The 26233-nt window shown below is 73.8% G+C and carries 22 protein-coding genes; 8 read left to right on the top strand and 14 right to left on the bottom strand.

All coding sequences use genetic code 11. The features are described 5' to 3' along the window. Positions 1-334 (top strand): penicillin acylase family protein (locus IEZ17_RS22775; protein WP_189303043.1); only part of this gene is annotated, 334 nt, incomplete at its 5' end. Between the two features lie 28 nt (positions 335-362). Here IEZ17_RS22775 and IEZ17_RS22780 read toward each other — a convergent pair. From IEZ17_RS22780 to IEZ17_RS22790, 3 genes are all read right to left on the bottom strand, one after another. After that, complete coding sequence (locus tag IEZ17_RS22780; protein WP_189303045.1) at positions 363-1913, bottom strand: acyl-CoA synthetase; 1551 nt, start codon at positions 1911-1913, stop codon at positions 363-365. 36 nt (positions 1914-1949) lie between these two features. Next, positions 1950-3053 (bottom strand): NAD(P)H-dependent flavin oxidoreductase, encoded by a 1104-nt coding sequence (locus tag IEZ17_RS22785; protein WP_189303047.1) that lies wholly within the window; start codon positions 3051-3053, stop codon positions 1950-1952. Positions 3054-3149: 96 nt separating this feature from the next. Continuing rightward, complete coding sequence (locus IEZ17_RS22790; protein WP_189303049.1) at positions 3150-4718, bottom strand: phytoene desaturase family protein; 1569 nt, start codon at positions 4716-4718, stop codon at positions 3150-3152. A gap of 180 nt (positions 4719-4898) precedes the next feature. Here IEZ17_RS22790 and IEZ17_RS22795 point away from each other — a divergent pair, with 180 nt between their 5' ends. Further along, a complete protein-coding gene (locus IEZ17_RS22795) occupies positions 4899-6203 on the top strand; it encodes a glycoside hydrolase family 27 protein (RefSeq protein ID WP_189303052.1) in 1305 nt (434 codons plus the stop codon). 17 nt (positions 6204-6220) lie between these two features. Here IEZ17_RS22795 and IEZ17_RS22800 read toward each other — a convergent pair whose 3' ends face one another. From IEZ17_RS22800 to IEZ17_RS22830, 7 genes are all read right to left on the bottom strand, one after another. Next, entirely contained in the window at positions 6221-8209 is a 1989-nt protein-coding gene (locus tag IEZ17_RS22800) for a serine/threonine-protein kinase (protein WP_189303054.1), read from the bottom strand. A gap of 29 nt (positions 8210-8238) precedes the next feature. After that, on the bottom strand, positions 8239-9192 hold the full coding sequence (locus IEZ17_RS22805) for an oxygenase MpaB family protein (RefSeq protein ID WP_189303056.1): 954 nt from the start codon (positions 9190-9192) through the stop codon (positions 8239-8241). Positions 9193-9206: 14 nt separating this feature from the next. Then, complete coding sequence (locus IEZ17_RS22810; protein ID WP_189303058.1) at positions 9207-10406, bottom strand: acyl-CoA dehydrogenase family protein; 1200 nt, start codon at positions 10404-10406, stop codon at positions 9207-9209. A gap of 164 nt (positions 10407-10570) precedes the next feature. Then, positions 10571-11020 (bottom strand): SH3 domain-containing protein, encoded by a 450-nt coding sequence (locus tag IEZ17_RS22815; RefSeq protein WP_189303060.1) that lies wholly within the window; start codon positions 11018-11020, stop codon positions 10571-10573. A 189-nt stretch (positions 11021-11209) separates the two neighbouring features. After that, complete coding sequence (locus IEZ17_RS22820; protein ID WP_189303062.1) at positions 11210-11974, bottom strand: VOC family protein; 765 nt, start codon at positions 11972-11974, stop codon at positions 11210-11212. A 129-nt stretch (positions 11975-12103) separates the two neighbouring features. Beyond that, positions 12104-13297, bottom strand: a complete 1194-nt coding sequence (locus IEZ17_RS22825; protein ID WP_189303064.1) for an FAD-dependent oxidoreductase — start codon at positions 13295-13297, stop codon at positions 12104-12106. A 94-nt stretch (positions 13298-13391) separates the two neighbouring features. Then, on the bottom strand, positions 13392-14171 hold the full coding sequence (locus tag IEZ17_RS22830; RefSeq protein ID WP_189303066.1) for a class I SAM-dependent methyltransferase: 780 nt from the start codon (positions 14169-14171) through the stop codon (positions 13392-13394). Between the two features lie 470 nt (positions 14172-14641). On the opposite strand from IEZ17_RS22830, the gene IEZ17_RS22835 reads away from it, so the two are divergent. Continuing rightward, the gene (locus IEZ17_RS22835) at positions 14642-14878 is read left to right on the top strand and encodes a DUF5133 domain-containing protein (protein ID WP_189303068.1); all 237 of its coding nucleotides are present in this window, start codon (positions 14642-14644) and stop codon (positions 14876-14878) included. A gap of 55 nt (positions 14879-14933) precedes the next feature. Then, positions 14934-17363, top strand: a complete 2430-nt coding sequence (locus IEZ17_RS22840; RefSeq protein WP_229852528.1) for a phosphoketolase family protein — start codon at positions 14934-14936, stop codon at positions 17361-17363. A 42-nt stretch (positions 17364-17405) separates the two neighbouring features. On the opposite strand, the gene IEZ17_RS22845 is transcribed toward IEZ17_RS22840, so the two are convergent. Beyond that, positions 17406-18065: an endonuclease gene (locus tag IEZ17_RS22845; protein WP_189303069.1), complete on the bottom strand. Its 660-nt coding sequence runs from the start codon at positions 18063-18065 to the stop codon at positions 17406-17408. A gap of 278 nt (positions 18066-18343) precedes the next feature. On the opposite strand from IEZ17_RS22845, the gene IEZ17_RS22850 reads away from it, so the two are divergent. Both IEZ17_RS22850 and ku read left to right on the top strand, forming a co-directional pair. Further along, complete coding sequence (locus tag IEZ17_RS22850) at positions 18344-18736, top strand: DUF7144 family membrane protein (RefSeq protein WP_189303071.1); 393 nt, start codon at positions 18344-18346, stop codon at positions 18734-18736. A 100-nt stretch (positions 18737-18836) separates the two neighbouring features. After that, the gene (gene ku / locus IEZ17_RS22855; RefSeq protein ID WP_189303073.1) at positions 18837-19826 is read left to right on the top strand and encodes a non-homologous end joining protein Ku; all 990 of its coding nucleotides are present in this window, start codon (positions 18837-18839) and stop codon (positions 19824-19826) included. Between the two features lie 61 nt (positions 19827-19887). On the opposite strand, the gene IEZ17_RS22860 is transcribed toward ku, so the two are convergent. Together IEZ17_RS22860 and IEZ17_RS22865 are read right to left on the bottom strand one after the other, a co-directional pair. Beyond that, positions 19888-21438, bottom strand: coding sequence for an alpha/beta hydrolase (locus tag IEZ17_RS22860; protein ID WP_229852529.1), 1551 nt, complete (start codon positions 21436-21438; stop codon positions 19888-19890). A 198-nt stretch (positions 21439-21636) separates the two neighbouring features. Beyond that, positions 21637-22551 (bottom strand): NADP-dependent oxidoreductase, encoded by a 915-nt coding sequence (locus tag IEZ17_RS22865; protein WP_189303076.1) that lies wholly within the window; start codon positions 22549-22551, stop codon positions 21637-21639. A gap of 157 nt (positions 22552-22708) precedes the next feature. Here IEZ17_RS22865 and IEZ17_RS44215 point away from each other — a divergent pair, with 157 nt between their 5' ends. After that, positions 22709-23980 (top strand): helix-turn-helix transcriptional regulator, encoded by a 1272-nt coding sequence (locus tag IEZ17_RS44215; protein WP_189303078.1) that lies wholly within the window; start codon positions 22709-22711, stop codon positions 23978-23980. 275 nt (positions 23981-24255) lie between these two features. Next, positions 24256-24453, top strand: coding sequence for a hypothetical protein (locus IEZ17_RS22875; RefSeq protein ID WP_189303080.1), 198 nt, complete (start codon positions 24256-24258; stop codon positions 24451-24453). Positions 24454-24460: 7 nt separating this feature from the next. Here the strand turns inward: IEZ17_RS22875 and IEZ17_RS22880 are convergent, their stop codons facing one another. Beyond that, positions 24461-26077: a purple acid phosphatase family protein gene (locus tag IEZ17_RS22880; RefSeq protein WP_189303082.1), complete on the bottom strand. Its 1617-nt coding sequence runs from the start codon at positions 26075-26077 to the stop codon at positions 24461-24463. Positions 26078-26233: the final 156 nt, after the last annotated feature.

Genomic DNA, 26233 nt, shown 5'->3' on the forward strand with positions numbered 1-26233 from the left:
CGTGGTCCGCAACGGTCGGCGTATCCCGCTCGGCGGGGGCACCGAAGGGCTCGGGGTGTGGAACAAGGTCGAGGGCGTCTGGGACGCGGCCAAGGGCGGGTACGCCGAGGTGAGCACCGGCTCCAGCTTCATCCAGGCGGTCGGCTTCGACGGCAGCGGCTGCCCGGTGGCCCGTACGCTCCTGACGTACGCGCAGTCGTCCGACCCGACCTCCTCGCACTACAGCGATCAGACGAGGCTGTTCTCGGCCGGGCGGATGGTGCGCGAGCGGTACTGCGAACGGGACGTCCTGGCCTCGCCGCAGCTGCGCGTCATACGGGTCACCGAGCGCTGAAGAATCCGGGGAGGGTTCCCCGGCACGGCTACACGGCGCGCTCCCGGCCCGCCCAGTACGGGTCGCGGAGCCGCCGCTTGTAGAGCTTGCCGTTGGGGTCGCGGGGCATGGCGTCGGTGAAGTCGACCGAGCGCGGGCGTTTGTAGCCGGCCAGCCGGCATGCGCAGTGGGCGAGGATCTCGGCGGCGAGCGCGGGCCCGGCCGGGTATCCCTCGGCGGGCTCGACGACCGCCTTGACCTCCTCGCCCCAGTCGTCGTGCGGGATGCCGAAGGCGGCGGCGTCGGCGACCGCGGGGTGGGCGAGGAGGGCCGATTCGATCTCTGCGGGGTAGATGTTGACCCCGCCGGAGATGATCATGTCGATCTTGCGGTCGCGGAGGAAGAGGTAGCCGTCCTCGTCGAGGAAGCCCAGGTCGCCGACGGTGAAGAAGTCGCCGATGCGGTTCTTCCGCGTCTTGCCCTCGTCCTTGTGGTACGAGAAGCCGCCGGTGCTCATCTTCATGTAGACGGTGCCGAGCCGGCCCGCGGGCAGCCGGTTGCCGGCGTCGTCGAAGACGGCGAGCTCGCTGATCGGCCAGGCGCGGCCGACCGTGCCGGGCTTCTTCAGCCAGTCCTCGGCGGTGGCGAAGGCGCCGCCGCCCTCACTGGCCGCGTAGTACTCCTCGACGCAGCTTCCCCACCACTCGATCATGGCGCGTTTGACGTGGTCGGGGCAGGGCGCGGCGCCGTGGACGGCATGCCGCATCGAGGACACGTCGTACGCCGACCGCACCGCCTCCGGCAGGGCGAGGAGCCGGTGGAACTGGGTCGGGACCATATGGGTGTGGGTGCAGCGGTGCCGGTCGACGAGGCGCAGCATCTCCTCGGGCGTCCACTTGTCCATCAGGACGATGCGGTGGCCGATGTGCAGTGAGGCGCCGGCGAATTGGAGTACGGCCGTGTGGTAGAGCGGAGAGCAGACCAGGTGGACGTTGTCGTCGAACGGCTGGATGCCGAAGATGGCGAGGAAGCCGCCCAGGTAGGTCTCCTCGGGCGGCTTGCCGGGCAGCGGGCGGCGGATGCCGCGGGGGCGTCCGGTGGTGCCCGAGGTGTAGTTCATCACCCAGCCGAGGGTGCGGTCGGCGGGCGCGGACTCCGGTTGCCCGCCGAGGAGTCGGCCGTACGGGCGGAAGCCGTCGACGGTGCCGACGGCGTACCGCTGCCCGGCCGGGAGCCCGGCCTCGTCGGCGGCCTGCCGGGCCGCCTCCCCGAACCGCTCATGGGCGATCAGCACCTTGGCGCCCGAGTCGGCGACGATCCAGGCGATCTCCGGGCCGACCAGGTGGTGGTTGACGGGGACGAGGTAGAAGCCGGCCTGAGAGGCGGCGAGGTAGGCGGTGAAGAACTCGACGCCGTTGGGGAGGACGGCGGCGAAGGCGTCGCCGCGCTCCAACCCGGCCGCGCGCAGCCCGTGGACGAGCTGGTTGGCCGCGGCGTGCAGCCGGCCGGCGGTCCACTCCTCGCCGTCCGGGGCGATCAGGACCGTCCGGCCGGGGTCGGCGGTGGCCTGGCCCCAGAAGCCGTTGGGGGTGGCGGTCATGGGTGTTCCCTCCTCGGGCAGTGTCGGATCGGCAGATCAGGCGCGGCCGGCGATGCGGTTGATGCGGTCGATGGCCCGCTCGAAGCCGCGGGTGAGGTCGTCGAAGACGGCCTGGACGCTGCGTTCGGTGTTCATCCGGCCGACGATCTGGCCGACCGGGGTGCCGAGCAGCGGCTCGACCTCGTGCCGCTGGATACGGGAGTTGGCCTCGGCGACCAGCAGGCCCTGGAGCGGCATCGGGAGGGTGCCGGGGCCGTCCGGGTCGTCCCAGGCGTCGGTCCATGCGGTACGGAGCTGGCGGGCGGGTTTGCCGGTCAGGGCGCGGGAGCGGACGGTGTCGCCGGGTCCGGCGGCGAGCAGTTTCGCGGTCAGCCGCCGGGAGTGCAGATCGGCCTCCTCGGTGGTGAGCCAGAGGGAGCCGAGCCAGACGCCCTGGGCGCCGAGGGCGAGTCCGGCGGCGATCTGCTCACCGGTGCCGATCCCGCCGGCGGCCAGCACGGGCAACGGGTCGACGGCGGAGACGACTTCGGGGGTGAGCACCATGGTGGCGATCTCGCCGGTGTGGCCGCCGGCCTCGTATCCCTGGGCGACGACGATGTCGATCCCGGCGGCCTTGTGGTGCAGCGCGTGCCGGGGGCTGCCGGCCAGCGCGGCGACCCGTATGCCGTGGTCGTGGGCGCGCCGGACGACGTCCGGGGGCGGTGGGCCGAGGGCGTTGGCGAGCAGCTTGATCGGGTAGTCGAAGGCGACGTCGAGCTGGGTGCGGGCGACCTGTTCCATCCAGCCGGTGATCCGCCAGCCGGACGCCTCCCCCGGCGCGAGCGGCGGCACGTCGTACTTCGCCAGGATCCCGTCGACGAACCGCCGGTGCCCGGGCGGAATCATCGCCTCGACGTCCGCCTCGGTGACGCCCTCCACCTTCGTGGCGGGCATCACGACATCGAGGCCGTAGGGCAGTTGGTCGGTGTGCTGCTGCATCCAGTCGAGGTCGCGGGCCAGTTCGCCGGGCGCGGTGTAGCGGACCGCGCCGAGCACCCCGAACCCGCCGGCCCGGGTGATCGCCGCGGCGACCGCGGGAAAGGGCGTGAACCCGAAGACGGCGTGCTCGACTCCCAGCGCGTTGCTCAGCTCCGTCTGCATGGGCGCAGGATGCCGCAGCGGACCGTACGAGGGAAGAGATTTTCTGATGCAGCGTCAGAAATCGCCAGCGGCCCCGGGAACGGGGGGCGGGGCCGCTCATCCTTCCTCCAGCACCGCCATCGCCGCGTTGTGCCCCGGGATCCCGCTCACTCCCCCGCCGCGGACCGCGCCCGCGCCGCACAGCAGGACGTTGGCGTGGCCGGTCGCCACCCCCCAGCGGGCGGGGGCGCCGGCCGCGCCGTCCTCCTCGTCGGCGTACGGGAAGGCCAGCTCGCGGTGGAAGATGTTGCCGCCGGGCAGGCCCAGTTCGCGGTCCAGGTCGAGCGGGCTGCGGGCCTCGATGCAGGGCCGGCCCTCGGCGTCCCGGGCCAGGCAGTCGGCGAGCGGTTCGGCGAGGTGGGCGTCCAACTGGGCGAGGGTGGCGGCGAGGAGGCGGTCGCGGGTGGCCGGCGAGGCGGCGGTGTCGGCCGTGAAGAGCCGGGCGGGGGTGTGCAGGCCGAACAGGGTGAGGGTCTGGTAGCCCTGGCGGACCAGGTCGGCGCCCAGGATGGAGGGGTCGGTCAGGGAGTGGCAGTAGATCTCCGAGGGGGGCGCGGCGGGCAGTTCGCCGGCCGCGGCCTGCCGGTGGGCGGTCTCCAACTGGCCGTATCCCTCGGCGATGTGGAAGGTGCCGGAGAAGGCCTCGCGCGGGTCGACGCCGGTGTCCCGGAGCCGGGGCAGCCGGGTGAGCAGCATGTTCACCTTGAGCTGGGCGCCTTCGGCGGGCGGCGGCTCCGCCTCGCCCAGCAGCCGGGCCAGTTCCCGGGGCGCGGCGTTGACCAGGACGCGGCGGGCCCCGATGGTGCCCTGGTCGCAGATGACCTCCGCGGTACGGCCGTCCGTGGTGACGGCGGTCACCGGGCAGCTGGTGACGATCTCGGCGCCGGCCCGGCGGGCGGCGTCGGCCAGCGCGTCGGTGAGGGCGCCCATCCCGCCGATCGGGACGTCCCAGTCGCCGGTGCCGCCGCCGATGACGTGGTAGAGGAAGCAGCGGTTCTGGCGGAGTGACGGATCGTGGGCGGTGGCGAAGGTGCCGATGAGGGCGTCGGTGAGGACCACCCCGCGGATCAGGTCGTCGTCGAAGGTCTCCTCGATCAGCTCGCCCAGGGGGCGTTCGAAGAGGGCGTGCCAGGTGGCGTCGTCGTCGATGCGGGCGCGCAACGCGGCGCGGGTGGGCAGCGGTTCGGTGAGGGTGGGGAAGACCCGGCCGGCGAGCCGGTGGGTGGTGTCGTAGAAGCGCTGCCAGGCGGTGAACTCCCGTTCGGAACCGGTGAGTTGCGCGAAGGACGCACGGGTGCGGTCCGCGCCGCCGCCGACCAGCAGCCCGGTGGGCCGGCCGCCGCGGACGGTGGGGGTGTACGAGGAGATGGTGCGCTTGCGGACCGCGAAGCGCAGCCCGAGGTCCTGCACGATCTTCGGTGGCAGCAGGCTGACGAGGTAGGAGTAGCGGGACAGCCGGGCGTCGACCCCGGCGAAGGCCCGGGTCGACACGGCGGCCCCACCGGTGTGGTCCAGCCGCTCCAGCACCAGCACGCTGCGTCCCGCGCGTGCGAGATAGGCGGCGGCCACCAGTCCGTTGTGCCCGCCGCCGACGATGACCGCGTCATACGAAGTCCGTTCCGGCATGCCCCTTGGTAGCACGCGGTGATCGCGGTCGCCAGGCCCGCGCGGCTGAATGCCCCACTTCGGTCGGTGCGGCTTCTTGACCGGACCCGTACGGGCTCCTAGCGTCCGGCCGTGCGCCGCCATGGAACCGCCCCGACGGCCGATCGACCAGGCCGTCCCACCCACCACGTGAGGTGACCCGTGTCCCATTCGTCGGTATCCCGCATCGGCCGCACCCTCGCCGGACTCACCGCCGTCGCCGCCTGCACGGCGGGACTGCTCTCGGCCACCGCCCCCGCCTCCGCCGCCCCCGATCCGGCCCGCGCTCCCGGGCCCCAGCGCGACGGCCAGTACCCGAACCTGGCCCCGACGCCCCCGATGGGCTGGAACAACTGGTCGTACTACATGTGCGGCCTCAACGAGAAGGTGGTCCTGGACAACGCGCAGGCCCTGGTGCGCAGCGGACTGGCGCACAAGGGCTACCGCACCGTCACCGTCGACGACTGCTGGATGGCCAAGCAGCGCGGTCCCAAGGGCGAGCTGGTGCCGGACAAGGCGAAGTTCCCGCACGGCATGGCCTACCTCGGCCGGCAACTCCACAAGATGGGCCTGAAGTTCGGCATCTACGAGGACGTCGGCACGCTGACCTGCGGCAAGTTCCCGGGCAGCCTGGGGCACTTCCCCCAGGACGCCAAGCTGTTCGCGAGCTGGGGGGTCGACTACCTCAAGGCCGACGGCTGCAATGTGCCGGTCCCCAAGGGGCAGAGCAAGGAGCAGGCGTACCACGACCTGTACCGCCAGCAGAGCCGGGCGCTGCGGGCCACCGGGCGTCCCATCACCTTCTCCGTCTCCGCGCCCGCCTACTTCCAGTACTCCGGGGACAAGGTCTGGCACCAGGTCATCGGCTGGTCGGCGCAGCTGGGCAACCTGTGGCGGGGCGGGGCGGACATCGCGGTGCAGCAGAGCACCCCGGCCAAGAAGTGGGCCTCCATCGCCTTCAACTTCCGCTACAACGCCAACCTGGCCGACCTCCAGCGGGCCGGACGCTGGAACGACCCCGACTTCCTGCTGGTCGGTGACGCGGGTCTGTCGCGGGCCGAGATGCAGAGCCAGATGTCGCTGTGGTCGGTCATGGCCGCGCCGCTGATCTCCAGTACGGACCTCGGCGAGATCTCCCCCGAGGCACGCGCGATCCTGGGCAACCGCGAGGTCATCGCCGTAGACCAGGACCCGCTCGGCGTCCAGGGGCACATCGTGCAGCAGGACGGCGACGGCGTGGTGCTGTCCAAGCCGCTGAAGAACGGCGACTGGGCGATCGCGCTGTTCAACTCGGGCAAGACCGCCCGCACGCTGTCCGTCACGGCCGGCGCGGCGGGGCTGCCGGAGGCCGGTGCGTACCGGGTGCGGGATCTGGTCACCGGCCGCAGCGGGCTCACCCGGCGGGACCTGATCGCCCGGAACATCCCGCCGCACGGCACGGTGCTCTACCGGGTCACCCCGCACTGACAACCCTCGGCCGCCCACTACCTCCGGCGTTGCGCGCGCTCCTGGCGCAGCACCGCGACCCGGCGGTAGAGGGCGGCTGCCTCGTCCGTACGGCCCAGTTGCTCCAGGCACTGGGCCTGGTCGCCGCGGCTGGCCAGCGCGTCGAGATGGGCCGGGCCGAGGACCCGTTCGCGGGCGTCGGCCACCTGGCGGTAGACCTCCAGCGCGTCGCCCCAGCGCCCGAGCCGGCCGAGCGCCACGGCGGTCTCCCGGCGGCTGGCCAGGGTGTCGGGATGGTCGGCGCCGAGCACCCGGGCGCGCGCTGCGGTCACCTGGCGGGCCTCGGTCAGCGCCTCCTCCCAGCGGTTCTGGCGGCCGTAGTTGACGCCGAGTCCGTGCCGGGCGCGCAGCGTCTCCGGATCGTCGGGGCCCTGGGCGCGGGTGCGCGCCGCCACCAGCTCGCGGTAGTGCGTCAGGGCCTCCGCGCTGCGGCCCAGCCGGCCCAGGCAGATGCCGACCTCGTAGCGGGCGGCGAGGGTGTCCGGGTGATCCGGGCCCAGCGACTCGGCGCGCGCCGCGGCCACCTCCCGGTACGCGCACAGCGCTTCCGGCCAGGCACCCAACTGCCCTAGTACGGAGGCGAGTTGAAAGCGGCTCGCCAGAGTGTCGGGGTGGTGTGCGCCGAGCACCCGGGCGCGGGCGGCGGCCACCTCGCGGGCGGTGGCCCGGCTGTCCTCCAGCCGGCCCAGCCGGCCGAGGCCGACCGCGAGGTGGTGGCGGCAGCCGAGCGTGTCGGGGTGGTCGGGGCCCAGGGTGCGCTCCCGGCCGGCCAGCACCTCGGTGAAGAGCTGGTGCGCCTCGAAGTGCCGGCCGAGCCCGGCCAGCTGCCGGGCGGTCGCCAGGCGGTCGGCGAGCGCCGCGAGGGTGGCGTGGTGGCCTTCGGAGGTTGCCGGCCGGACGAGTCCCACGGCCGGTGACGACTCGCCGCGCTGCGGGTCGCCACCGATGGTCCAGGCGTCGGTGAGGACCGCGGCGGCCCGGTCCGATGCCGTACGGCGGCGGCGCCGGGCGCCGGCGGCCGGGGAGCCGACGGTTATCCCCTGGGTCCAGGAGGGCAGCCGCGGGGTGGGCACCGTGAGGTCCCCGGGGCCACCGCCGGCGCCGCGGACGGCGCGCGGATGGCGTGCGTCGGCGAGGCGCTTGCCCAGCTCGTCGGCGTCCCTCGGGCGGTCGTCCGGCTCCTTGGCGAGCAGGTCCAGGACGATCCGCTCGTACACCTCGGGCAGGTCCGGGCGTACCCGGCGCGGTGGTTCGGGGGCGGTGTCGCGGTGCCCGACCAGCACCGCCCAGGCGTCGCCCTGGGCGAACGGCGGGGCCCCGGTGGCGATTTCGTAGAGCACGCAGCCCAGGGAGTACAGGTCGCTGCGGTGGTCGACGGTGCCGGCGCCGATCTGCTCGGGCGACATGTAGTGCGGGCTGCCCATGGCGACGCCGGTGCCCGTGAGCCGGGCGGTGAAGCCTATGTCGTGGCCGAGGCGGGCGATGCCGAAGTCGCAGATCTTGACCGTGCCGTCGGTGGTGCGGACGATGTTCGCCGGTTTCAGATCGCGGTGAACAATGGCTTGTTCATGGGTGTAGGCGAGCGCGGCTGTGACCTGTTCGGCGATCTCGATGACGTCCGGGACGGGCAGCGGCTGGCGCCGGTTGTCGTCCAGCAGCTGGCTGAGATTACGGCCGCTCAGCAGCTCCATGACGATGAAGAGGATGCCGTCGTCCTCGCCGAAGTCATGGACGACGGTGATACCGCGGTGCTGGAGCGCGGCGGCGACCCGGGCCTCGCGCCGGAAGCGTTCCCGCAGCACCCGCAGGAACCCCGGCTCCTGCCGCTGGCCCATGGGCTTGAGGCACTTGACGGCGACCTGCCGGCCCAGCGACTCGTCACGGGCCCGCCACACCTCCCCCATTCCGCCGCGCCCGATGATGTCGAGCAGCCGGTAACGTCCCCTGATCAGCCTGTTCTCCGCCATCCTGAATCGCCGCCCCCGCCCCCCCGCGTTCAGCCGCGTGGATCCCCCTGCGTGCCCTGCCCGTCCAGTATGGCCGCGGAATCGCGGAGCTTGTAGGGCCCTGGCCGGGTACCGGGTCCGAGCCGCGCCACCGCGCGCAGGATGTGCTGCGGCGGCAGCTGCCAACGGAGGGTGGGCGGAACGGCCCGCAGCACCCGGCCGGTGGCGCGCAGCCTGCGGGTGACGGCGGCGGGCGGCGGCGCCGGCCGGCCGTACAGCTCGTGGGCGTAGGCGGGCAGCGCCCCGTACGCCAGGGCCGCCACCGGGCGCCAGAGCAGCGCGCGGGCCGGGACGAGCGGGGCCGGGGTCGGCGGGCGGCGCAGGAAGTCGTCGATCTGCCGGGCTTCGGGGGTGAGCGCGAGCTCGGGACGTACGCGTGCGAAGTAGGCGGCCAGCGCGGCCCGGTCGGCGGGGACCCGCGCCGGGTCGAGCCCGACGAGCCGGGCGCTGGCGCGCTGCTCCCGCAGATAGCGGTCGGCCTGGGCGTCGCCGACCGGGTAGCCGGAGCGGCGGAGCACCTGGAGGTAGGAGTCCACCTCCGCGCAGTGCACCCAGAGCAGCAGCGCGGGGTCGTCGACGCCGTAGCGCTCGCCGGTGGCCGGGTCGGTGGCGGTCAGCCGGCGGTGGATCCCGCGGACCGCGGCACCGGCCTGCTCGGCGGCGCCGGTCGTCCCGTACGTGACCGTCCCGACGAAGTTCGCGGTCCGCATCAGCCGGCCCCAGGCGTCGCGCCGGCCCCGTTCGGTCATGCGGAAGGCGGCCGAGTTCTGGACGACGCCGCGCACCGCGCGGGGATGCAGCGCCTGGAGGTACAGCGCGCGGACGCCCGCGATCCACATCATCGGGTCGCCGTGCATCTGCCAGGTCACCGAACGCGGGCCGAAGAGCCCCGGGTCACCCGCCGCCACCGCTCCTCCCCTCGTCGTCGCCCGCCGTCGCCGCATCGCCCGTTGCCCTCTCAACGCCGTACGCGGGGCATTCCGAGCCCGATCCACGAGATGATCTCGCGCTGGATCTCGTTGTTGCCGCCGCCGAAGGTGAAGATGACGGCGGAGCGGTAGCCGCGCTCCAGTTCGCCGTGCAGCACCGCGCCGGCCGAGCCCTCCTTGAGCGGACCGGCCGCGCCCACGACCTCCATCAGCCAGGCGTACGCGTCCCGCCGGGCCTCGGAGCCGTAGACCTTGACGGCCGAGGCGTCCTGCGGGGTCAGCGTGCCCGTCCGGAGCGCGTCGACCATCCGCCAGTTCAGCAGCTTCATGGCGTCCAGCCTGGTGTGCGTACGGGCCAGCCGGCCGCGGACCCAGGCCAGGTCGATGACCCGGCGGCCGTCGGCGAGCTTGGTCCCGGCGGCCCACCGCTGGACGTTGTGCAGCGCGCGGATGGCCATGGTGCCGTGGGCGGCGAGAGTGACCCGCTCGTGGTTGAGCTGGTTGGTGATGATCCGCCATCCCTTGTTCTCCTGGCCCACCCGGCGGGTGGCGGGGACGGTGATGTTCTCGTAGTAGCTGGCGGTGGTGTCGTGTGAGGCGAGGGTGTTGATCACGGTGCAGGAGTAGCCGGGGTCGCTGGTGGGGACCAGGAGCATGGTGATGCCCTTGTGCGGCGGGACGCCGTCCGCCACGGGCGCGGTGCGTACGGCCAGCCAGACCCAGTCCGCGGTGTCGCCGTTGGTCGTCCAGATCTTCTGGCCGTTGACGACGTAACGGCCGGTCTCCTCGTCGCCTTCGCGCACCGCGCGGGTCTTGAGGGCGGCCAGGTCGGTGCCGGCCTCCGGTTCGCTGTAGCCGATCGCGAAGTCGATCTCACCGGACAGGATCCTGGGCAGGAAGTACGCCTTCTGCTCGTCCGTGCCGAACTGCATGATCGTCGGGCCGACGGTGTTCAGCGCCATCAGCGGCAGCGGCACCCCCGCCTGCGCCGCCTCGTCGAAGAAGATGAACTGCTCCATCGGCGTCATCCCGCGCCCGCCGAACTCCTTCGGCCAGCCGACCCCGAGCCAGCCGTCCGCGCCCAGCCGGCGCACCGTCCGGCGGTAGAAGCGCTTCTGGTCTGCCGGCTCGGCATACCGGGTGTAGGCGTCGTCCGGCACCAGTTCGCCGAAGTACGTCCGCAGCTCGGCGCGCAACTGCTGCTGCTCCGGGGTGTATTCGAGGTGCACGGCCCCTCCCGTTCGTCCTGACGGTCCGTCGGATTCCAGGTCGAGGGGCACAGTAGAACTTGTTCCAGTGATACGGAAGGGCGGCGGCCGGGAGACGGCGGGGCACACTACGGCCCGGCGCGGTACCCCTTCGGCACCGCGCCGGGCCTCCTCGGTGTCGCGGCTCAGCCGGCGCGCCGCGCCCCGTCGCTGTCCCGGCCCGTGGTGCGCTGGGCGTCCTTGCAGTACCTGACGTAGCCGTTGTTGGTCACGTACTTGCCCGACACCCAGCCGCGCCCGTGGACCCGGAACCAGACGTCGTTGCCGCGGATGCCCTGGGCGCGGACCTTGCAGTCCAGGACCACCGCCTCGCGGTTGCGGAAGAAGCCCTTCGTGGGGGCGTCGGTGCTCGGAGCCATGCGCTCGGAGATGCCGCGCGAGGCGTTGACGGTGCCGTACGGCCCACCGAGATCGCCCTGCGACTGCTGGTACGGCTGCGGCGGTTGCGGCTTCGGGGTCGCCTGCGCCGGAGCCGCCGCGAGCAGCGTCGCCCCCAGGGCGACAGCCATGGTCAGTGCGCCCGCACCGGCTGCGAGCTTCTTGCCTCGGACCACGAGGACGTCGGTCGTGGACATAGGGGGTCTCCTGTTCTTGACGCGCGATCACTTGACGCGCAATGCCACCCATTGGCGCGTTGTGGACATTACGCGCAAATCAGTTGCGCAGTGTGGTGAAACGACGACCGGGGAGCCAATCGTGTGAGGTCCGGACGCCCGGTGGACGAGGAAAATCACCCGTCCGTCGGCGCGCCCCCGCCGGAGCCGTCAGCCCTCCGTGCCCACCTGGTGGATGCCGAAGACGGCGCCCTGCGGATCGCGGACCATCGCGATCCGGGGCCCGTCCGGGACGTCCGTCGGGGCCAGCAGCAGCATGCCCCCGGACTCGGCGGCGCGGGCGGCGGTCCCGTCCACGCTCGCGACCGCGAAGTACGGCAGCCAGTGCGGCCGGACGTCCTCCCGGTCGCGCGCCTCCAGGGTGCTCATCCCCCCGAAGTCGGCACCGTCGATGCCCCACTGTGTGTAGGTGCCATGGGCGCTGACGGTCCATCCGAAGACCTGCGGGTAGAAGGACGTGGCGGCCTCGGCGTCGCCGGTGGCGAGTTCGACCCAGCCGAGCGAGCCGGGCGCGTTGAGCAGCCCGGCACCGGCGAACTCCCGGGCCTGCCAGACCGAGAAGACCGCCCCCGCCGGATCGGCCAGCACGGCGAACCGGCCCAGGTCGAAGACGTCCATCGGGCCCATCAGCGCCCGGCCGCCGGCCTCGGCGACGGCCGCGGTCAGCGCATCGGCGTCCCGGGTCGCGAACGAGACGGTCCAGGCGGTCGGCTGCCCCGGCGCGTACAGCGGGGTGACCGCGGCGACCGGGGCGTCCCCCGCCGAGAAGGTCGTGTACCCGCCGGCCTCGGGGCGCGGATCGGTTTCGGCGTGCCAGCCGAAGACCTGGCGGTAGTACACCTTGGCGGCGTCCACGTCCGAGGTGCCCAGTTCCACCCAGCAGGGCGCTCCGGGCGTGGGCTCAGTGATCTTCACGGTCGGTTCCGTCCCTCCGCGCACCGCGGGACGGGCCGCGGTCCGTCCGGGTCCGCCGCCCGCCGCCTCCGTACGCTGCCGATCGTCCGACGGGCGGGACCGGGCCGCAACCCGGGCCGGCGGGGCCGGTCAGCGGCGGTGCAGGTGGCGGGTGAAGCGGTGGCGCGGCGGGCGGTGGGTGCGCTGCGGGGCTTCCGGGGCAAGGGCGTTGTCCAGGGCGCGGGCGGCGCTCCCGGCGACCGCGGCCGAGCGGGGGAACAGCGCCGCCTCGTACGCGCGCACCCCCTGGTCCGGGTCGGACTGCCAGGTGTGCGCCTCGGCGAGGCACCGGGCCAGTTCGCAGCCGTCAAGCAGCGCGAGGTCGGCGCCCGGCCCGGAGAGCGGCGTCATCAGGTGCGCGGCATCGCCCAGCAGGGTCAGGCCCGGTGTGTGCGGCCAGGTGTGCGGCACCGGGAGCGCGAACAGCGGCCGGTTGGTGAAGCCGCTGTCGCTGTCCCGGAGCAGCGCGAGCAGCCGCGCGTCCCACCCGGCGAACCGGCCGAGCAGCGCGGTGCGGACGGCGGCGGTGTCCGCCAGGTCCAGCCCGGCCGTGAGCGCCCAGTCCTCGGAGCCGCGAAAGGCGGCGTGGACCTGGATGCGGTCGCGGCCGTCGCGCCGGGCGATCAGGCCTCTGGCCCCGGAGAACGCCGCCATGCGGCCGTGGCCGACCAGCCGGGCGATCTCCGGATGGCGGGCGTCGACGTCCTCGAAGCCGGTCTCGACGAAGGTCACGCCGGAGTAGTGCGGGGTGGCGTCGGAGACCATCGGCCGCACCCGCGACCAGGCCCCGTCGGCGCCGATGACCAGGTCGAAGGTCGCCCCGCGGCCGTCGTCGAACTCGGCCTCATGGCGGCCGTCGCCGCGCGGGTGCAGCGTACGGAGGTACCGCCCCCAGTGGACGGTCCCCGGGGCGAGGGAGTCCAGCAGCAGCCGGCGCAGCTCCTGCCGGCCGATCCCGGGGAGCTCCGGGGGCCCGGAGGTCCCGGCCGCGCCGGGCTCCGCGGCGTGCCGGGCGAGCACCGCGCCGGTGCGGTCCAGCAGCCGGGTCTCCTGCCCTTCGGGCCGGGCGAGCGCACGGAACTCCCGCTCCAGCCCGGCCGCGCGCAGGGCCGCCTGCCCGGACTCCGGCCACAGCGCCAGGGTCCCGCGCTGCGGGCGCGCGTCCGCGCCGGGCTGCTGCTCGAAGACCGCCGCCGGCATGCCGTGGTGCTGGAGCACGCGGGCGCAGACCAGCCCGCCGGGACCGGCGCCGATGATCGCGATACGGAGTGTGGTGGCGGGCATGGCGCGGTGCTCCTCGGTGCGGATCGTCCTCCGTACCAGAGGAGCACAGCCGCCCGGAAAGTGCGATCGCTGCTGCCGGCCGGCCGCCGCCCGGTCAGTCCGGGACGGCGCGGAGGAGGACCAACGAGCCTTCCAGGGTGGGCTGTTGGCGCAGTGCGCCGTAGCGGGCGTCCCAGCTGCCGTCGGCCAGGTCGCGGCGCAGCCCGGCGCCGAACCGGGCCCGGGTCGCGTCGTCGGTGAAGCTCCAGGCGGAGCACGCCTGCCGGGCACCCGGGTCGAGCAGCCGCTCGGGGCGGCCGTAGTACGCCTCGTTGAAGCCGTCGGAGCAGTCGAGGGGGATCGGGACGGTCTCGACGCTGGCCCGGCCGCCGAGTGCGGCCGTCAGCTCGGCGATCTCCGGATAGCGGCGGGCCTCGGTGTCCAGGACCTCGGGCGCGTACGCGTACAGCCAGAAGTCGCGGACGAGGGCGGGGTCGCAGGTCAGCACCACGACCGGGCCGCGGGCCACCCGGCGCATCTCGCGCAGCCCGGCCGCGGCGTCGCTCCACTGGTGCACGCTGAACGTCGTCATCGCCGCGTCGAAGGAGCCGTCGGGGAACGGGAGTTGCTCGGCGACCCCGTCAACTGCCGCAGGGAGGTGGGCGGGCCGCTGTGCGCGCATCGACGCGGAGGGCTCGACGGCCGTGACGTCGAGCGAGGTCGCCTCGTAGGAACCGGCGCCCGCACCGACGTTCACGACCGTACGGGCGGTGCCGAGGGCGGCGAGGATCCGGGCGGCGATGCGCGGATCGGGCTGCCGGTAGGCGGCGTAACCGCCGCCCACCGAACCGTAGTCCACGTCTCCGGCGCTGCCGTCGCACGTGCGTGCTTCCATGCGGCGAACGTAGCGTGCCGGACGCCGCGGTGCGGGGTAATTGCCCGGAGGAGCGGCGGGTGGGCGGCCGGCGCACCATGGAAGAGCAGGGAGATACGGGCAGGCAGGGGGCCGGTCATGACCAGGGGAACGACGGGTGACGGGCCGGGACCGGTGCCCCGGGATCCGCATCCGGTACCGCGCGATCCGGTACCGGCCGAACCGGAGCCGGAATCCGAACCCGGGATCGCACCGGAAGCGCCGGCGACCGCCCCGGAAGAGCCGCCCGGGGCCGCGCCGGGTGCGTACCCGGCCCCCGAGCCACCCGACTGAACGGCCGGCGGCCACCGGCCACGTCCCCCGATGCCCCGCGTCCGGTTGCAGGTGCCGCACCGCCGACGCAAGGTGGGAGCCACTCCGGTTCGGGCGTCGCATCCGCGCGCCGGTCAGCCGCCCCGGGTACGCCGGGCCGATGTCGGGAGAGAGACGGCATGCTGCTGCCGGACAAGTCTGTGCTCGCTTCGCTGCTGCGGCGGTACCGCGTGTGGGAGCGGATGGTGCTCGCGGATCCGCACGATCCGGCGGCCCGGCAGCGGCTGGAGGACATCGCCTACACCCTGTGCGTGCTGATGGGCCGGCGCACCGTCCAGGAGGCGATCATCGAGGCGGAGCGCTATCTCGCGGCCGGCCGGACCGTCCCCCGGACGGCCGACCGGCCCAAGGGCTAGCGGAACGCCGGGGACCGGTACGGGCGAGCGACCGCAAGGCGAGGAGGGCGAGGAGATGCCAGGGGACGACGCGGGACGGGCGGGCGCCGCGGTGTCGGCGGCGCCGGCGGTCGCGGACCATCTCGGTGCGGCGGAGCTCGCGGCGCTGCACGCGCACTGGCGGGCCGCGAACTACCTCTCCGCCGGGCAGATCTACCTGATGGCCAATCCGCTGCTGGAGGAGCCGCTGCGCCCCGAGCACATCAAGCCGCGGCTGCTGGGGCACTGGGGCACCTCACCGGGGCTGAACCTGGTGCACACCCATCTCAACCGGGTGATCGCGGCCCGGGACCTGGACGCGCTGTGCGTATGGGGGCCGGGGCACGGCGGGCCGGCCGTCCTGGCCAACTCCTGGCTGGACGGCACGTACTCCGAGACGTACCCGGACGTGAGCCGGGACCGGGCGGGGATGGAGCTGCTGTTCCGGCAGTTCTCGTTCCCGGGCGGGGTGCCCAGCCATGTCGCGCCGGAGACGCCCGGCTCCATCCATGAGGGCGGTGAGCTGGGCTACTCCCTCACCCATGCGTACGGCGCGGCGTTCGACCACCCGCGGCTGCTGGTCGCCTGCGTGATCGGCGACGGGGAGGCGGAGACCGGGCCGCTCGCCGCGTCCTGGCACGCCACGAAGTTCCTCGACCCGGTGCACGACGGGGCCGTGCTGCCGATCCTGCATCTCAACGGCTACAAGATCGCCAATCCCACGGTGCTCGCCCGCATCCCGGAAGCCGAACTGGACGCGCTGCTGCGCGGCTACGGCCACGATCCGGTCCATGTCACGGGCGACGACCCGGCCGCGGTGCATCAGGCGATGGCCGCCGCCATGGACCGCTCGCTGGACCGGATCGCGGCGATCCAGCGCCGGGCGCGCGAGGAGGGCGCGACCGACCGACCGCGCTGGCCCGTGATCGTGCTGCGGACGCCCAAGGGCTGGACCGGTCCGCACGAGGTCGACGGGCAGCCGGTGGAAGGCACCTGGCGGTCCCATCAGGTGCCGCTCGCCGGCGTACGGGATCACGCGGACCACCGGCACCAGTTGGAGCGGTGGCTGCGCTCGTACCGGCCGGAGGAGCTGTTCGACGAGGCGGGCCGGCCGCGCCCGGAGGTGCTGGCGTGCGTGCCCGAGGGGCGGCGCCGGCTGGGCGCCTCGCCCTATGCCAACGGCGGGCTGCTGCTGCGCGCGCTGCCGCTGCCGCCGCTGGAGCGGCACGCGGTGGACGTCGCCAGCCCCGGAGCCTCGCTGCACGAGCCGACCCGGGTGCTCGGCGGGCTGCTCGCCGATGTCATGGCGGCGACCGCCGCGCGCCGCGACTTCCGGCTCGTCGGCCCGGACGAGACCGCGTCCAACCGGCTGGACGCGGTCTACCGCGCCACCGGCAAGGCGTGGCAGGCGGCGACGCTGGGCACCGACGAGCATCTGGCGCGGGACGGCCGGGTGATGGAGGTGCTGTCCGAGCATCTGTGCCAGGGCTGGCTGGAGGGCTATCTGCTCACCGGGCGGCACGGCCTCTTCTCCAGCTACGAGGCGTTCGCCCATATCGTCGACTCGATGGTCAACCAGCACATCAAGTGGCTGCGGACCGCGCGCCGGCTGCCCTGGCGGCGCCCCATCGCCTCCCTCAACTACCTGCTCACCTCGCACGTCTGGCGGCAGGACCACAACGGCTTCTCCCACCAGGACCCCGGCTTCGTCGACCACGTCCTCGACAAGAGCCCCGAGGTGGTCCGGGTCTATCTGCCGCCGGACGCCAACACCCTGCTCTCGGTGGCCGATCATGTGCTGCGCAGCCGCGACTACGTCAATGTCATCGTCGCCGGCAAGCAGCCGAGCTTCGACTGGCTCACCCTCGACGAGGCCCGCGCCCACTGCGCCCGCGGCGCCGGCGTCTGGCACTGGGCGGGCACCGAGGACGGCAGCCGCGACCCGGACGTGGTGCTGGCCTGCGCCGGCGACGTCCCCACCCAGGAGACACTGGCCGCCGCCGATCTGCTGCGCCGCCATCTGCCCGATCTGGCAGTGCGGGTGGTCAATGTCGTCGACATGGCCCGGCTGCTGCCGGCGGGCGTCCACCCGCACGGAATGCCGGACTCCGAGTACGACGCGCTCTTCACCCGCGACAAGCCGGTCATCTTCGCCTACCACGGCTACCCGTGGCTGATCCACCGCCTCGCCTACCGGCGCGCGGGACACGCGAATCTGCACGTCCGCGGCTACAAGGAGGAGGGCACCACGACCACGCCCTTCGACATGGTCGTGCGCAACGACCTCGACCGCTTCCGGCTGGTGATGGACGTGGTGGACCGGGTGCCGGGCCTGGGGGTCCGCGCGGTGGCGCTGCGGCAGGCGATGGCGGACATCCGGACCCGCCACCACGACTGGATCCGCGAGCACGGGACCGATCTTCCCGAGGTCGCGGAGTGGACCTGGGCGGGGTGCGCGCCGGGCTAGGGGTGCCGGCCCGGGGTGGCAGGTGCCCGGGCGGCGCGGCGGTCAGGCGGGGGTCCGCTCCCGTACGTCGTCGACCACCGCGGGGTCGAGTGCCGCCCGCACCAGCCCCGAGGCGAAGGCGGCGATCCGGTCCGCGCCGACCAGCCGGGCCAGCCGCCCGGGGTCGTCGGGCAGCCCCAGCTCCGCCGCGCCCCGGAGCGCCCTGGCGTCGAGAAACGGGGCGAACTCGGGCCATACGCCCTGTACTTCGCGTACGAAGATGCCGGACCCCGCGGGCCCGATGCCCGGCAGCTCCTGGAGTGCGCCGCGCAGCGCCGCGGTGTCGCCGCCGGCCGCGTCCCGCATCCGCCGCAGATCGCCGCCGTACCGGTCGAGCAGCAGCACCGCGCCCTCCCCGAGGCGGGTGGCGGTGCTCTCGTCGTAGCGGCGGTAGCCGCCCTCGCCGAGCGCGTCGACCCGCTGCTGCCACGGCGCGTCGGCCATCCGGCGCGGGGTGCGCAGCCCGGCGCCGAACAGCGCGCGGGCGGCGGCCACCGCCACGGAGGCGCGGACCCGCGCGCTGAGCAGATCGGCCACGACGAGGGCCTGGTAGAGCGGCTGCGGGGCGTTGCGCAACGGGACCCCGGCCTCGGCGGCGTAGGTCCGGCCGTGCCGGTCGAGCAGTGCGCGGACGATGTCCTGCTGGGACGGTCGCCGGCTCATGGCATCACTCCTGAGGAAGCGGGGTGGGCGGGTGAGGCGGGGACATGTGGGCGCCCACGGCCGGCGCACGCGGTGGCCGTGCCGGGGCCGGGGGTCCCTGCGGGCGGGGTACCCGGTCCGTGCGGCGGTACGCTCCGGCGTCCGGGTGGCGGCGGGCCGCGGCGGGCGCTTGCGGGCGGGGGCGCGCAGAGATGCGGGTGACCGGGGGCTGTGGAACGGTTGACGTGATGGCTTGATTTCTCGGGGGTCGCCGGGTTCCGCACGTGAGGGAGCGACCCATGGGTACTCGGAACGCCATGATCACCGGCTGGACGGCATTCGCCGCGGTCCTGATGATCTTCGGCGGCGCGATGACCTTCCTCCAGGGCATCTCCGCCCTCCTCAAGGACAAGGTCTTCGTCGCCACCCGGAACTACGTCTTCTCCTTCGACCTCACCGGCTGGGGCGTGATCCACCTCATCCTGGGCATCGTCATCCTCCTCGCGGGCTGTGCGCTGCTCGCCACCGGTGCGATGTGGGCGCGGACGGTCGGCGTGGTGCTGGCCGGCCTCAGTGCGGTGGCCAACTTCCTGTGGATTCCGCACTACCCGTTCTGGGCGATGGTGCTGGTCGCCATCGACGTCTTCATCATCTGGGCGCTGTGCGCGGCCGATCACCACGCGCCGGCCTGAGTGCCCCGCCCGAGTGCCACGGGAGGTGCCGGCCGTCCGGTCCACCTAGCATGGAACGGCAGCGGTCCGCACCGCCCCGGCACCGATGAAGGCGGCTCCCATGCGCCCCACGGCGAAGTTCTCCATCAGCTTCGGCCTGGTCACGATCCCGGTGGCCGCGTACAACGCCACGGACACCTCCGCCTCGGTCAGCTTCGTCCGGATCCATACGGCGGACGGCGGCCGGGTGCGCAACCAGCCGGTCTGCTCGCGCGAAGGCGTCGAGATCTCCCCGGACGAGATCGGCCGGGGCTACCGGACAAAGGACGACACCGTCGTACCGCTCTCCGACGACGATCTCGGCGCCCTTCCGCTGCCGACCGCGAAGACCCTGACCATCCTGGCCTTCGTCGCCGGCGGCGACATCGACCCGCTCCAGATGGGCAAGGGCTACTACCTGGGCATCGACGGCCCCGCCGCGGCCAAGCCCTACGTCCTGCTGCGGGACGCCATGGAGCGGCACCAGCGCGTCGGGCTCGGCAAGATCGCGCTGCACGGCCGCGAGACGCTGGCCATGATCCGGCCGGTGGAGGGCGCGCTGGTCATGCAGGTGCTGCTGTGGCCGCATCAGATCCGCCCGATGGACGGCGTGCTGCCGGAGCGGGAGGTGAGGGTCGCCGCCAACGAGGTGCGGGCCGCCGAGACCCTGATGGACTCCTTCGGCGAGCTGTCCGAGGACGATGTGCACGATCACTACCGCGAGGCGCTGGAGGAGATCGTGTCTGCCAAGCTCGCCCATCGCGCACCGGAGTTCGCGGCCGGCGAGGATCGGCCCGCCGGCCAGGTGATGGACCTGATGGCGGCCCTCCAGGACAGCGTCCGGGCGGCGAAGGAGTCCCGCGGTGAGGCGGCGGACGGCGAAAAGGCGGGAACCGGGGGGACGGCGAAGAAGACCGCGGCGAAGAGGTCCGCGGCGCGCAAGGGCGCGGCGCAGAAGACCGCCGCCGCGAAGAAGACCGCGGCGAGGACGGCTTCGGGCGCCAAGGACGCGAAGCCGGCGGCTGTGGCGAAGAAGGCCGCGGGCGCCGGGCGCGGACGGCGGGCGGGCTGAGCGGGGGCCCCGCCGGGCGATGCACTGCGGGCTCCTGCGGGCTCCGGCCGCGGGACGGCCGTCAGCGGCAGCCCGAGCCGCCGACCGGCAGCACGCCGTCCATGAGGAAGCCGTCCACGTTCCGAAGGACGCAGGGGTTTCCGGAGGTGTACGCGGCGTGCCCCTCGCCGTGGTACGTCAGCACCGGGCTGGTGTTCCCCAGCGCGCGGGCCATGTTCGCGGCGCCCTCGTACGGCGTGGCCGGGTCGTCGGTGGTGGCGACGAGGAGCAGGGGCGGTGCGTCCGGTGCCGCGACGTGGCGGGAGGAGTCGTCGCCCGCGACGGGCCAGCCGTAGCAGTCCAGCAGGGTCGGGGCGATGTCCGGGCCGAACAGCGGGGACGCCTGGGTGAGTTCGCGCTCGGCGCGCGGGTAGTCGGCGGGGCCGTAGCGTTCGGAGGTGTCGCGGCAGCTGATCGCCCGCAGGGCCAGCTGGTCCTGGGAGGGCAGCTGGCCGGTCGCGCTGCGCCGGGTGCGTCCCGTGCCGCTGCCGCTCCCGCTGCGGCTCAGGTTCAGGATGCCCGATCCGTCGCCGTTCCGGAGCCCGGCCAGCGCCTGGCGCAGCGCGGGCCAGTTGTCCCTGCTGTAGAGGGACTCCCGGAGGGCGTAGACATAGGTCGTGGCGTCGACCGTCGTCCCCTGCGTCTGCATCGGCTTGTCCCTCAACTTGTGGTACCAGTCGGTGAGTTGGGTCTGCGCCGCCTTGGTGTCTCTGCCCAGCGGGCAGTCGCGGCCGTGCACGCAGTCGGCGGCGAAGGCGTCGACTGCCCGCTGGAATCCGCGGGCCTGGGCCACTGCGGTCTGCCAGGTGTTCTTGGTCGGGTCCTCGACGCTGTCCAGGACCATCCGCCCGACGTTGCGGGGGAATTCGTGCGCGTAGACCGCGCCGAGCCGGGTGCCGTACGAGAACCCCAGGTAGCTGAGCTTGGCGTCGCGGACGGCGGAGCGCAGCACGTCCATGTCCCGGGCGACGTCGGGGGTGCCGACCCAGGGCAGCAGCGGGCCGGAGTACCGGCCGCACGCCTCGTTGAGGCGCTTCTCGCTCGCGCCGAGGCTCTCGGCGCCGCCGCCGGTCGCCGGGGTGTAGGAGGTGCCGCAGGAGATGGGGTCGGTGCGGCCGGTACCGCGCGGGTCGAAGCTGACCAGGTCGTAGCGCTGGCCGAGGTGGGCGAAGGTGTCGGCACTGTCGACAAGGTAGTTGACGCCCGAATCACCTGGGCCGCCCGGGTTGATGACCAGCGACCCCAGCCGCTTGCCGGGGCCGGTCGCGGCCAGCCGGATCAGCTGGACACGGAGCGTGGCCTCCTCGGGATGGCCGTAGTCGCGGGGCACCTCCAGCCGGGCGCACTGGAAGCGGTCCGCGGGGCCGGGCGGCGGTGCGTCCCGGCCGGACGAGCCGGACCGCAGCACATCGCGCGGGCACGGCTCCCAGGCCGGCCGCTGCTCGTAGAAGCGCGCCAGGCCGGGCGGCGGGGCCGCAACCGGCGTCGCACCATCGGCCGGCGCCGGGGCGACGACCCCCGTCAGGCCACCGACCAGGGCGCACACCGCCAGCACGGCGACGGCTCCGCGCACACTCCGCCCTCCCCCGGCGGCCCTGCGCGGCGCCGCGGGTCGCCACGGTGCGCGGCATCCCCGCATACACCGAGCGTAGGACCGCGGCACCGTACGGGCATCCGGACGGTGCCGCGGCCCCGCGACTGCCCGCCGGGAGGGACCGGTTGGGGCACGGAGCGGGGCCGCGGCTCCCCGCACCGGCCCGCCGGCGGCGGCTCAGACCGTGAGGATCAGCTTGCCGCGTGCGTGCCCCGCCTCGCTGACCTGCTGCGCGGCGGCGGCCTCGGCGAGCGGGAAGGTGCCGGCGACCGCCACCGCCAGCCTGCCCTCGACCGCGAGCCGGGCGTGCCGGGCCAGCCCCTCCACCATCTTCTCCGGCGGCGTACCGCCCGCGGAGAAGGGGATGCCGTGCTCGGCGGCCTTCATGTCGGCGATGGTGACGATGCGGTCGGTGCTACCGCCGCGCAGCGCGACCGAGACGGGGAGCACGTCCTTGCCGGCCGCGTCGAAGACCGCGTCGACACCCTGCGGAGCGGCCGTGCGGACCCGCTCCGCCAGGCCCTCCCCGTACGCCACGGGGGTCGCGCCCAGGGTGCGCAGGAAGTCGTGGTTGGCCGGGGAGGCGGTGCCGATCACGGTGGCACCGGCGGCCACCGCGAGCTGGACGGCGACCTGGCCGACCGCGCCCGCCGCGCCGTGCAGCAGCAGCGTCTCGCCGCTCTTCAGGCCGAGTTCGTCGAGGACCCGCTGGGCGGTCTCGCCGGCGACCGGCAGTGTGGCGGCGGCCTCGAAGCTCAGCCCGGCGGGCTTGGGTGCGATCTCCGCGGCGATGGCGTACTCGGCGTACGCACCGGTCCTCGTCCAGCCGAACACCTCGTCGCCCACGGCGAATCCGGTGGCGTCGGCGCCGAGCGCGTCCACGACGCCGGCGAACTCCAGGCCCGGGACGGCGGGGAAGGTCGTCGGGTAGTACTGCTCGACCCAGCCGTAACGCCGCTTGTGGTCGAGCGGGTTGACGCCCACGGCGACCACCTTGACCCGGACCTCGCCCGCCGCCGGCTCCGGCTTGCCGGCGTCTTCGTGGGACAGCACCTCCGCGCCGCCGAACTCGCGGTACACAATCGCTCGCATATCGATCTCCCCGTTGCCCTGCATGAGGCGTTGAGTTGATGGGTCGGACGGCTTCAGCCTGCCCCGCGGCACGCGGTGCCGCGGCCGGTCGTCGGACCAGTCCCACCTGGCCGAAAGGCCAGGTCCCGCACGCCGCCCGGTGACTACGCTGAGCCGCATGGAGCTGACCGGCCCGCTGCCCGCCCTGACCGCCGCCCACGAGGTGATCCGCGCGCCCCTGGGCGAGATCCTGCCCCGGCTGTCCGGGGTGCTGGCCGGGCTGGTCCCGCACCACGCGGCGGCCGAACTCTCCACGCACTGCGCCCACTCACCGTTCAAGACGTCCGGCGATCCGGAGATCACCGGCCGGCTCTCCACCGCCGATCTGACCCCGCTGCTCGCCTCGGGCGTGCCCGGCCGGCCCTGGCAGGGCACCCTCCCGCTCGCCGGCGCCGAGCGCGCCGTACTCGCCGTCACCAGCCACGCCACCCCCAGGGGCGCCGTACTCCTCTTGGTACGGACGGCGCCGGACGGTGCCCCCGCGCCGCCCCTCGATGACACCGTCACCGCCGTCGTGCAGGCCCTCTGGGACATCGTGACCAGCCACTTCGACCGGCTGGCGGCGGAGGCGATGCCCGGTGCGCTGGCCCGCTCACGGACCGCCGCCGGGACCCGTGCGCGGGTCATCGCCGAGCTGGGCGAGGCGTATTCGGCCGTCCTCACTGGTCTGCTGGGCGTGCTGCGCAGCCGCAGCCTGGACGACGCGGCGGCCCGCGCCACCGCCACCGATCTGGCCGCCTCGGCGCTGGTGGAGCTGCGTGCGGAGGCCGAGCGCGACCGGGAGATCGCCGAGGAGCCGGCCGGCCAGGCGTTCGCCCGGCTCGCCGACTCGCTGCGGCCACTGGTGCGTTACAGCCCGGTGCGGCTGGAGTTCGGTGCGCCCGACTCCGCCCGCAGCCTGGCCGCCGATGTCGCCCACACCGCCCGGGCCGTCGTGCGGACGGTGCTGCTGGAAGCGCTGGCGCAGGACGCGGTGAGCCGGGTCCACGTCGGCTGGCAGCTCACCGACGGCGAACTGCGCGCGACCGTACGGGACGACGGCCCCGGCACCCTCACCGCGCACGCCCTCACCCCCGGCCGGGTCAGGGAACGGCTCGACGTCCTGGACGGCCGGCTGGACGTCGACGCGGTCCCCGGATGGGGCTCCACGGTCACCGCGACCATCCCGCTGGCCGCCTTCCGGGATCCGGCGCCCGACCCGCTGACCAGCCTGGGCGAGCGGGAGTTGGAGGTGCTGGCGCATCTCGCGCTGGGCCACCGCAACCGCGTGATCGCCGAGGAGCTGCACATCAGCCAGTCCACGGTGAAGTTCCATGTCGCCAACATCCTGACCAAGCTGGGCGTCGGTTCGCGCGGCGAGGCGGCGGCGCTCTTCCACTCCGCGGTGTAGCGGCGCCGTCCGGCGCGGCTCACGAGGGCCGGCACCGCGGCAGCCATGCGGTCATGGCACACAGCCGCCGCGGCAGCCGACGGTCCGGCTCGTGCCGGCACCGGAGCACCGAGGGGCGCGATGGTCGCGCACCGTCCGCCCGTCCCGTACGCCGCCGGTCCTGCGGGGAGCCGGCCCACGTCCACCCGCACCCTCGTGGCCACGCTCCTGTGTGGCGGGGACGGACGGCAGGGGCCCGTCCACATGGTGAGCAGCTTCGCCCGTTGGGAACCTCCATGACTCGTGCCCGCTCGTCGCACCGCGGCCGGCTGACCGACGCCCCCGTGCTGGCCGTCGCCATCACCTGGGGCTCCGGCTATCTGGCCACCAAGAGCATCACCGGCCCCTCGACCGTCATCGCCGAGGCACCCGGTGAGCAACCCGAGCCGGATGCCGCGGCACCGCCCGTGCAGGAAGGCGCTGTTGCGCAGTGACGGTTGCTCAGTGACGGGCGTCCCCGCGGGGGCGTTCCAGGGTGAACGTGTCGACGGGGGTCAGGTCTCCGTAGGGGCCGTCGAAGGTGTAGTACGTGACGTGGATACGGGTGCGGCCGGTGCGGCGGTCGCCCGGGTCGACGTCGAAGGCGGCGAAACCGTGGGTGTGGACGCGGTCCTGGACGGCGCGCCAGGGGGCGTCCTCGGTGACGAAGACCGCCTTGCGGTGGCGGCCCTCGGTCTCCTTGCTCAGGTCGACCACGACGCGCCCCTTGGGCTCCTGGAACAGGTTGTCCTGGGTGGTCGCGAAGTTGCCGCCGCCTCCGATGATCATGTGGACCGTGCCCTTGGCGGTGTCCGCGACATCGGTCCTGGTGGACACCGGGACCGGGGTACGGGCCTCGTTCGGCAGGGCGCCGCGGAGCGGCAGCGAGCGCTCGTAGTAGTGCTCGTGGCCGCAGAGCACCAGATCGACCCCGTACGCGTCGAAGAGCGGGCCCCATGCCGTGCGGATCCCGAGGTCGCTGCCGCTGCCGCTGCGACTGCTGGAGATCATCGGGTGGTGCATGAAGACGACGATCCAGTCGATGCCCGCGCTGCCGCGTGCGGCCTTCAACTCCCGCTCCAGCCAGCGTCGTTGCGCGCCGCCTGAGTAGCCGTGCACATAGGTGTCGCCGGTGTCCTGGATCGCCACGTCGTCATTGGCCAGGCTGATGAAGCGGACCGCGCCGACCGTGAAGGCGTACCACAGGCCCTGGGTCTCGGGGTCGGTGCCCGTCGGTCCGGGCAGGGTGAAATAGGTCTGGTAGCCGGTCAGTCCCAGGGGGCCGTTGCCCTTCTCGTTCTCTCCGTTGCCGACGCACGGCATCCACGGGCGCAGCCGCGTCGACCGGCTGTTGCCGATGAACCAGTCCGCCCAGGTCGCGACGCGGTTCTGGCCGAAGACGCCGGCCGCGGAGGCGTAGCACAGGTCGCCGTTGACCAGGTTGAACAGCGGTCCGACCCGTTCCACCGCGGCCACGATGTCGGCGGAGGCGGGCGAGCCGGCCTGGCTGCTGGTGTAGAGCGGAAAGCGCCCCGAGGGAGACGGGGCGCCGCCCGCCGGCCAGGTGACGGCCCGGCGCAGATTGGGCGCGCCCTGGTCGCCGAAGCTGGTGAACGTGAACGCGGTGCGCCCGCGCGGCGCCGTGGTGAACGCGCCGGTCTCCGGCGCGGCGCCGTCGTGCCCGGCCGAGTAGAGGTAGGTGGTGTCCGGCCGCAGCCCGGTGAGGCGGGCGTGGTGGACGTGGACCTCCTCGCGGGTCAGTCCGTCGCGGTAGGTGCGGGTCTCGGCGTCGACCACGCTGCCGGCGCCTCCGTCCGGGGAGCCGAGGCGCACCTGCGGGCGGCGTACGGAGCGGGGGCTGATCCAGGAGACCGTCATCTCGGTGGCGGGGTCGGCGCCGAACTGGAGGTGCAGCCCGGTGACGCCGGGTACGCCGAGGCGGCCCGGTGTGCGCGGGAGCAGGGGGACCTGCGCGGGCCGTGCCGGGCCGGCGGCCTCGGCGCTCCCCGCGGCGCCGAGGGCGGTGGCAGCCGCGGCCACCGTCGAACCGGTCAGGAGGGATCTGCGTGCGATCGGCATGTAACGCCCTTTTCGCAGAGGGAAGTTGGTCAGCTGCACCCTAAACGCGGCCAACTGGGGCGCCGCCAGTGGATATCGCCCCGGCCCGGCAGCCGACCCACCCAAGCGGTCTCGCGGCAGGCCCGCCCGATTGGCTGATCGTTGGTCAGGGAAGTC

It is taken from the genome of Streptomyces albospinus (genome assembly GCF_014648695.1).
Taxonomy (GTDB): Bacteria; Actinomycetota; Actinomycetes; order Streptomycetales; family Streptomycetaceae; genus Streptomyces; species Streptomyces albospinus.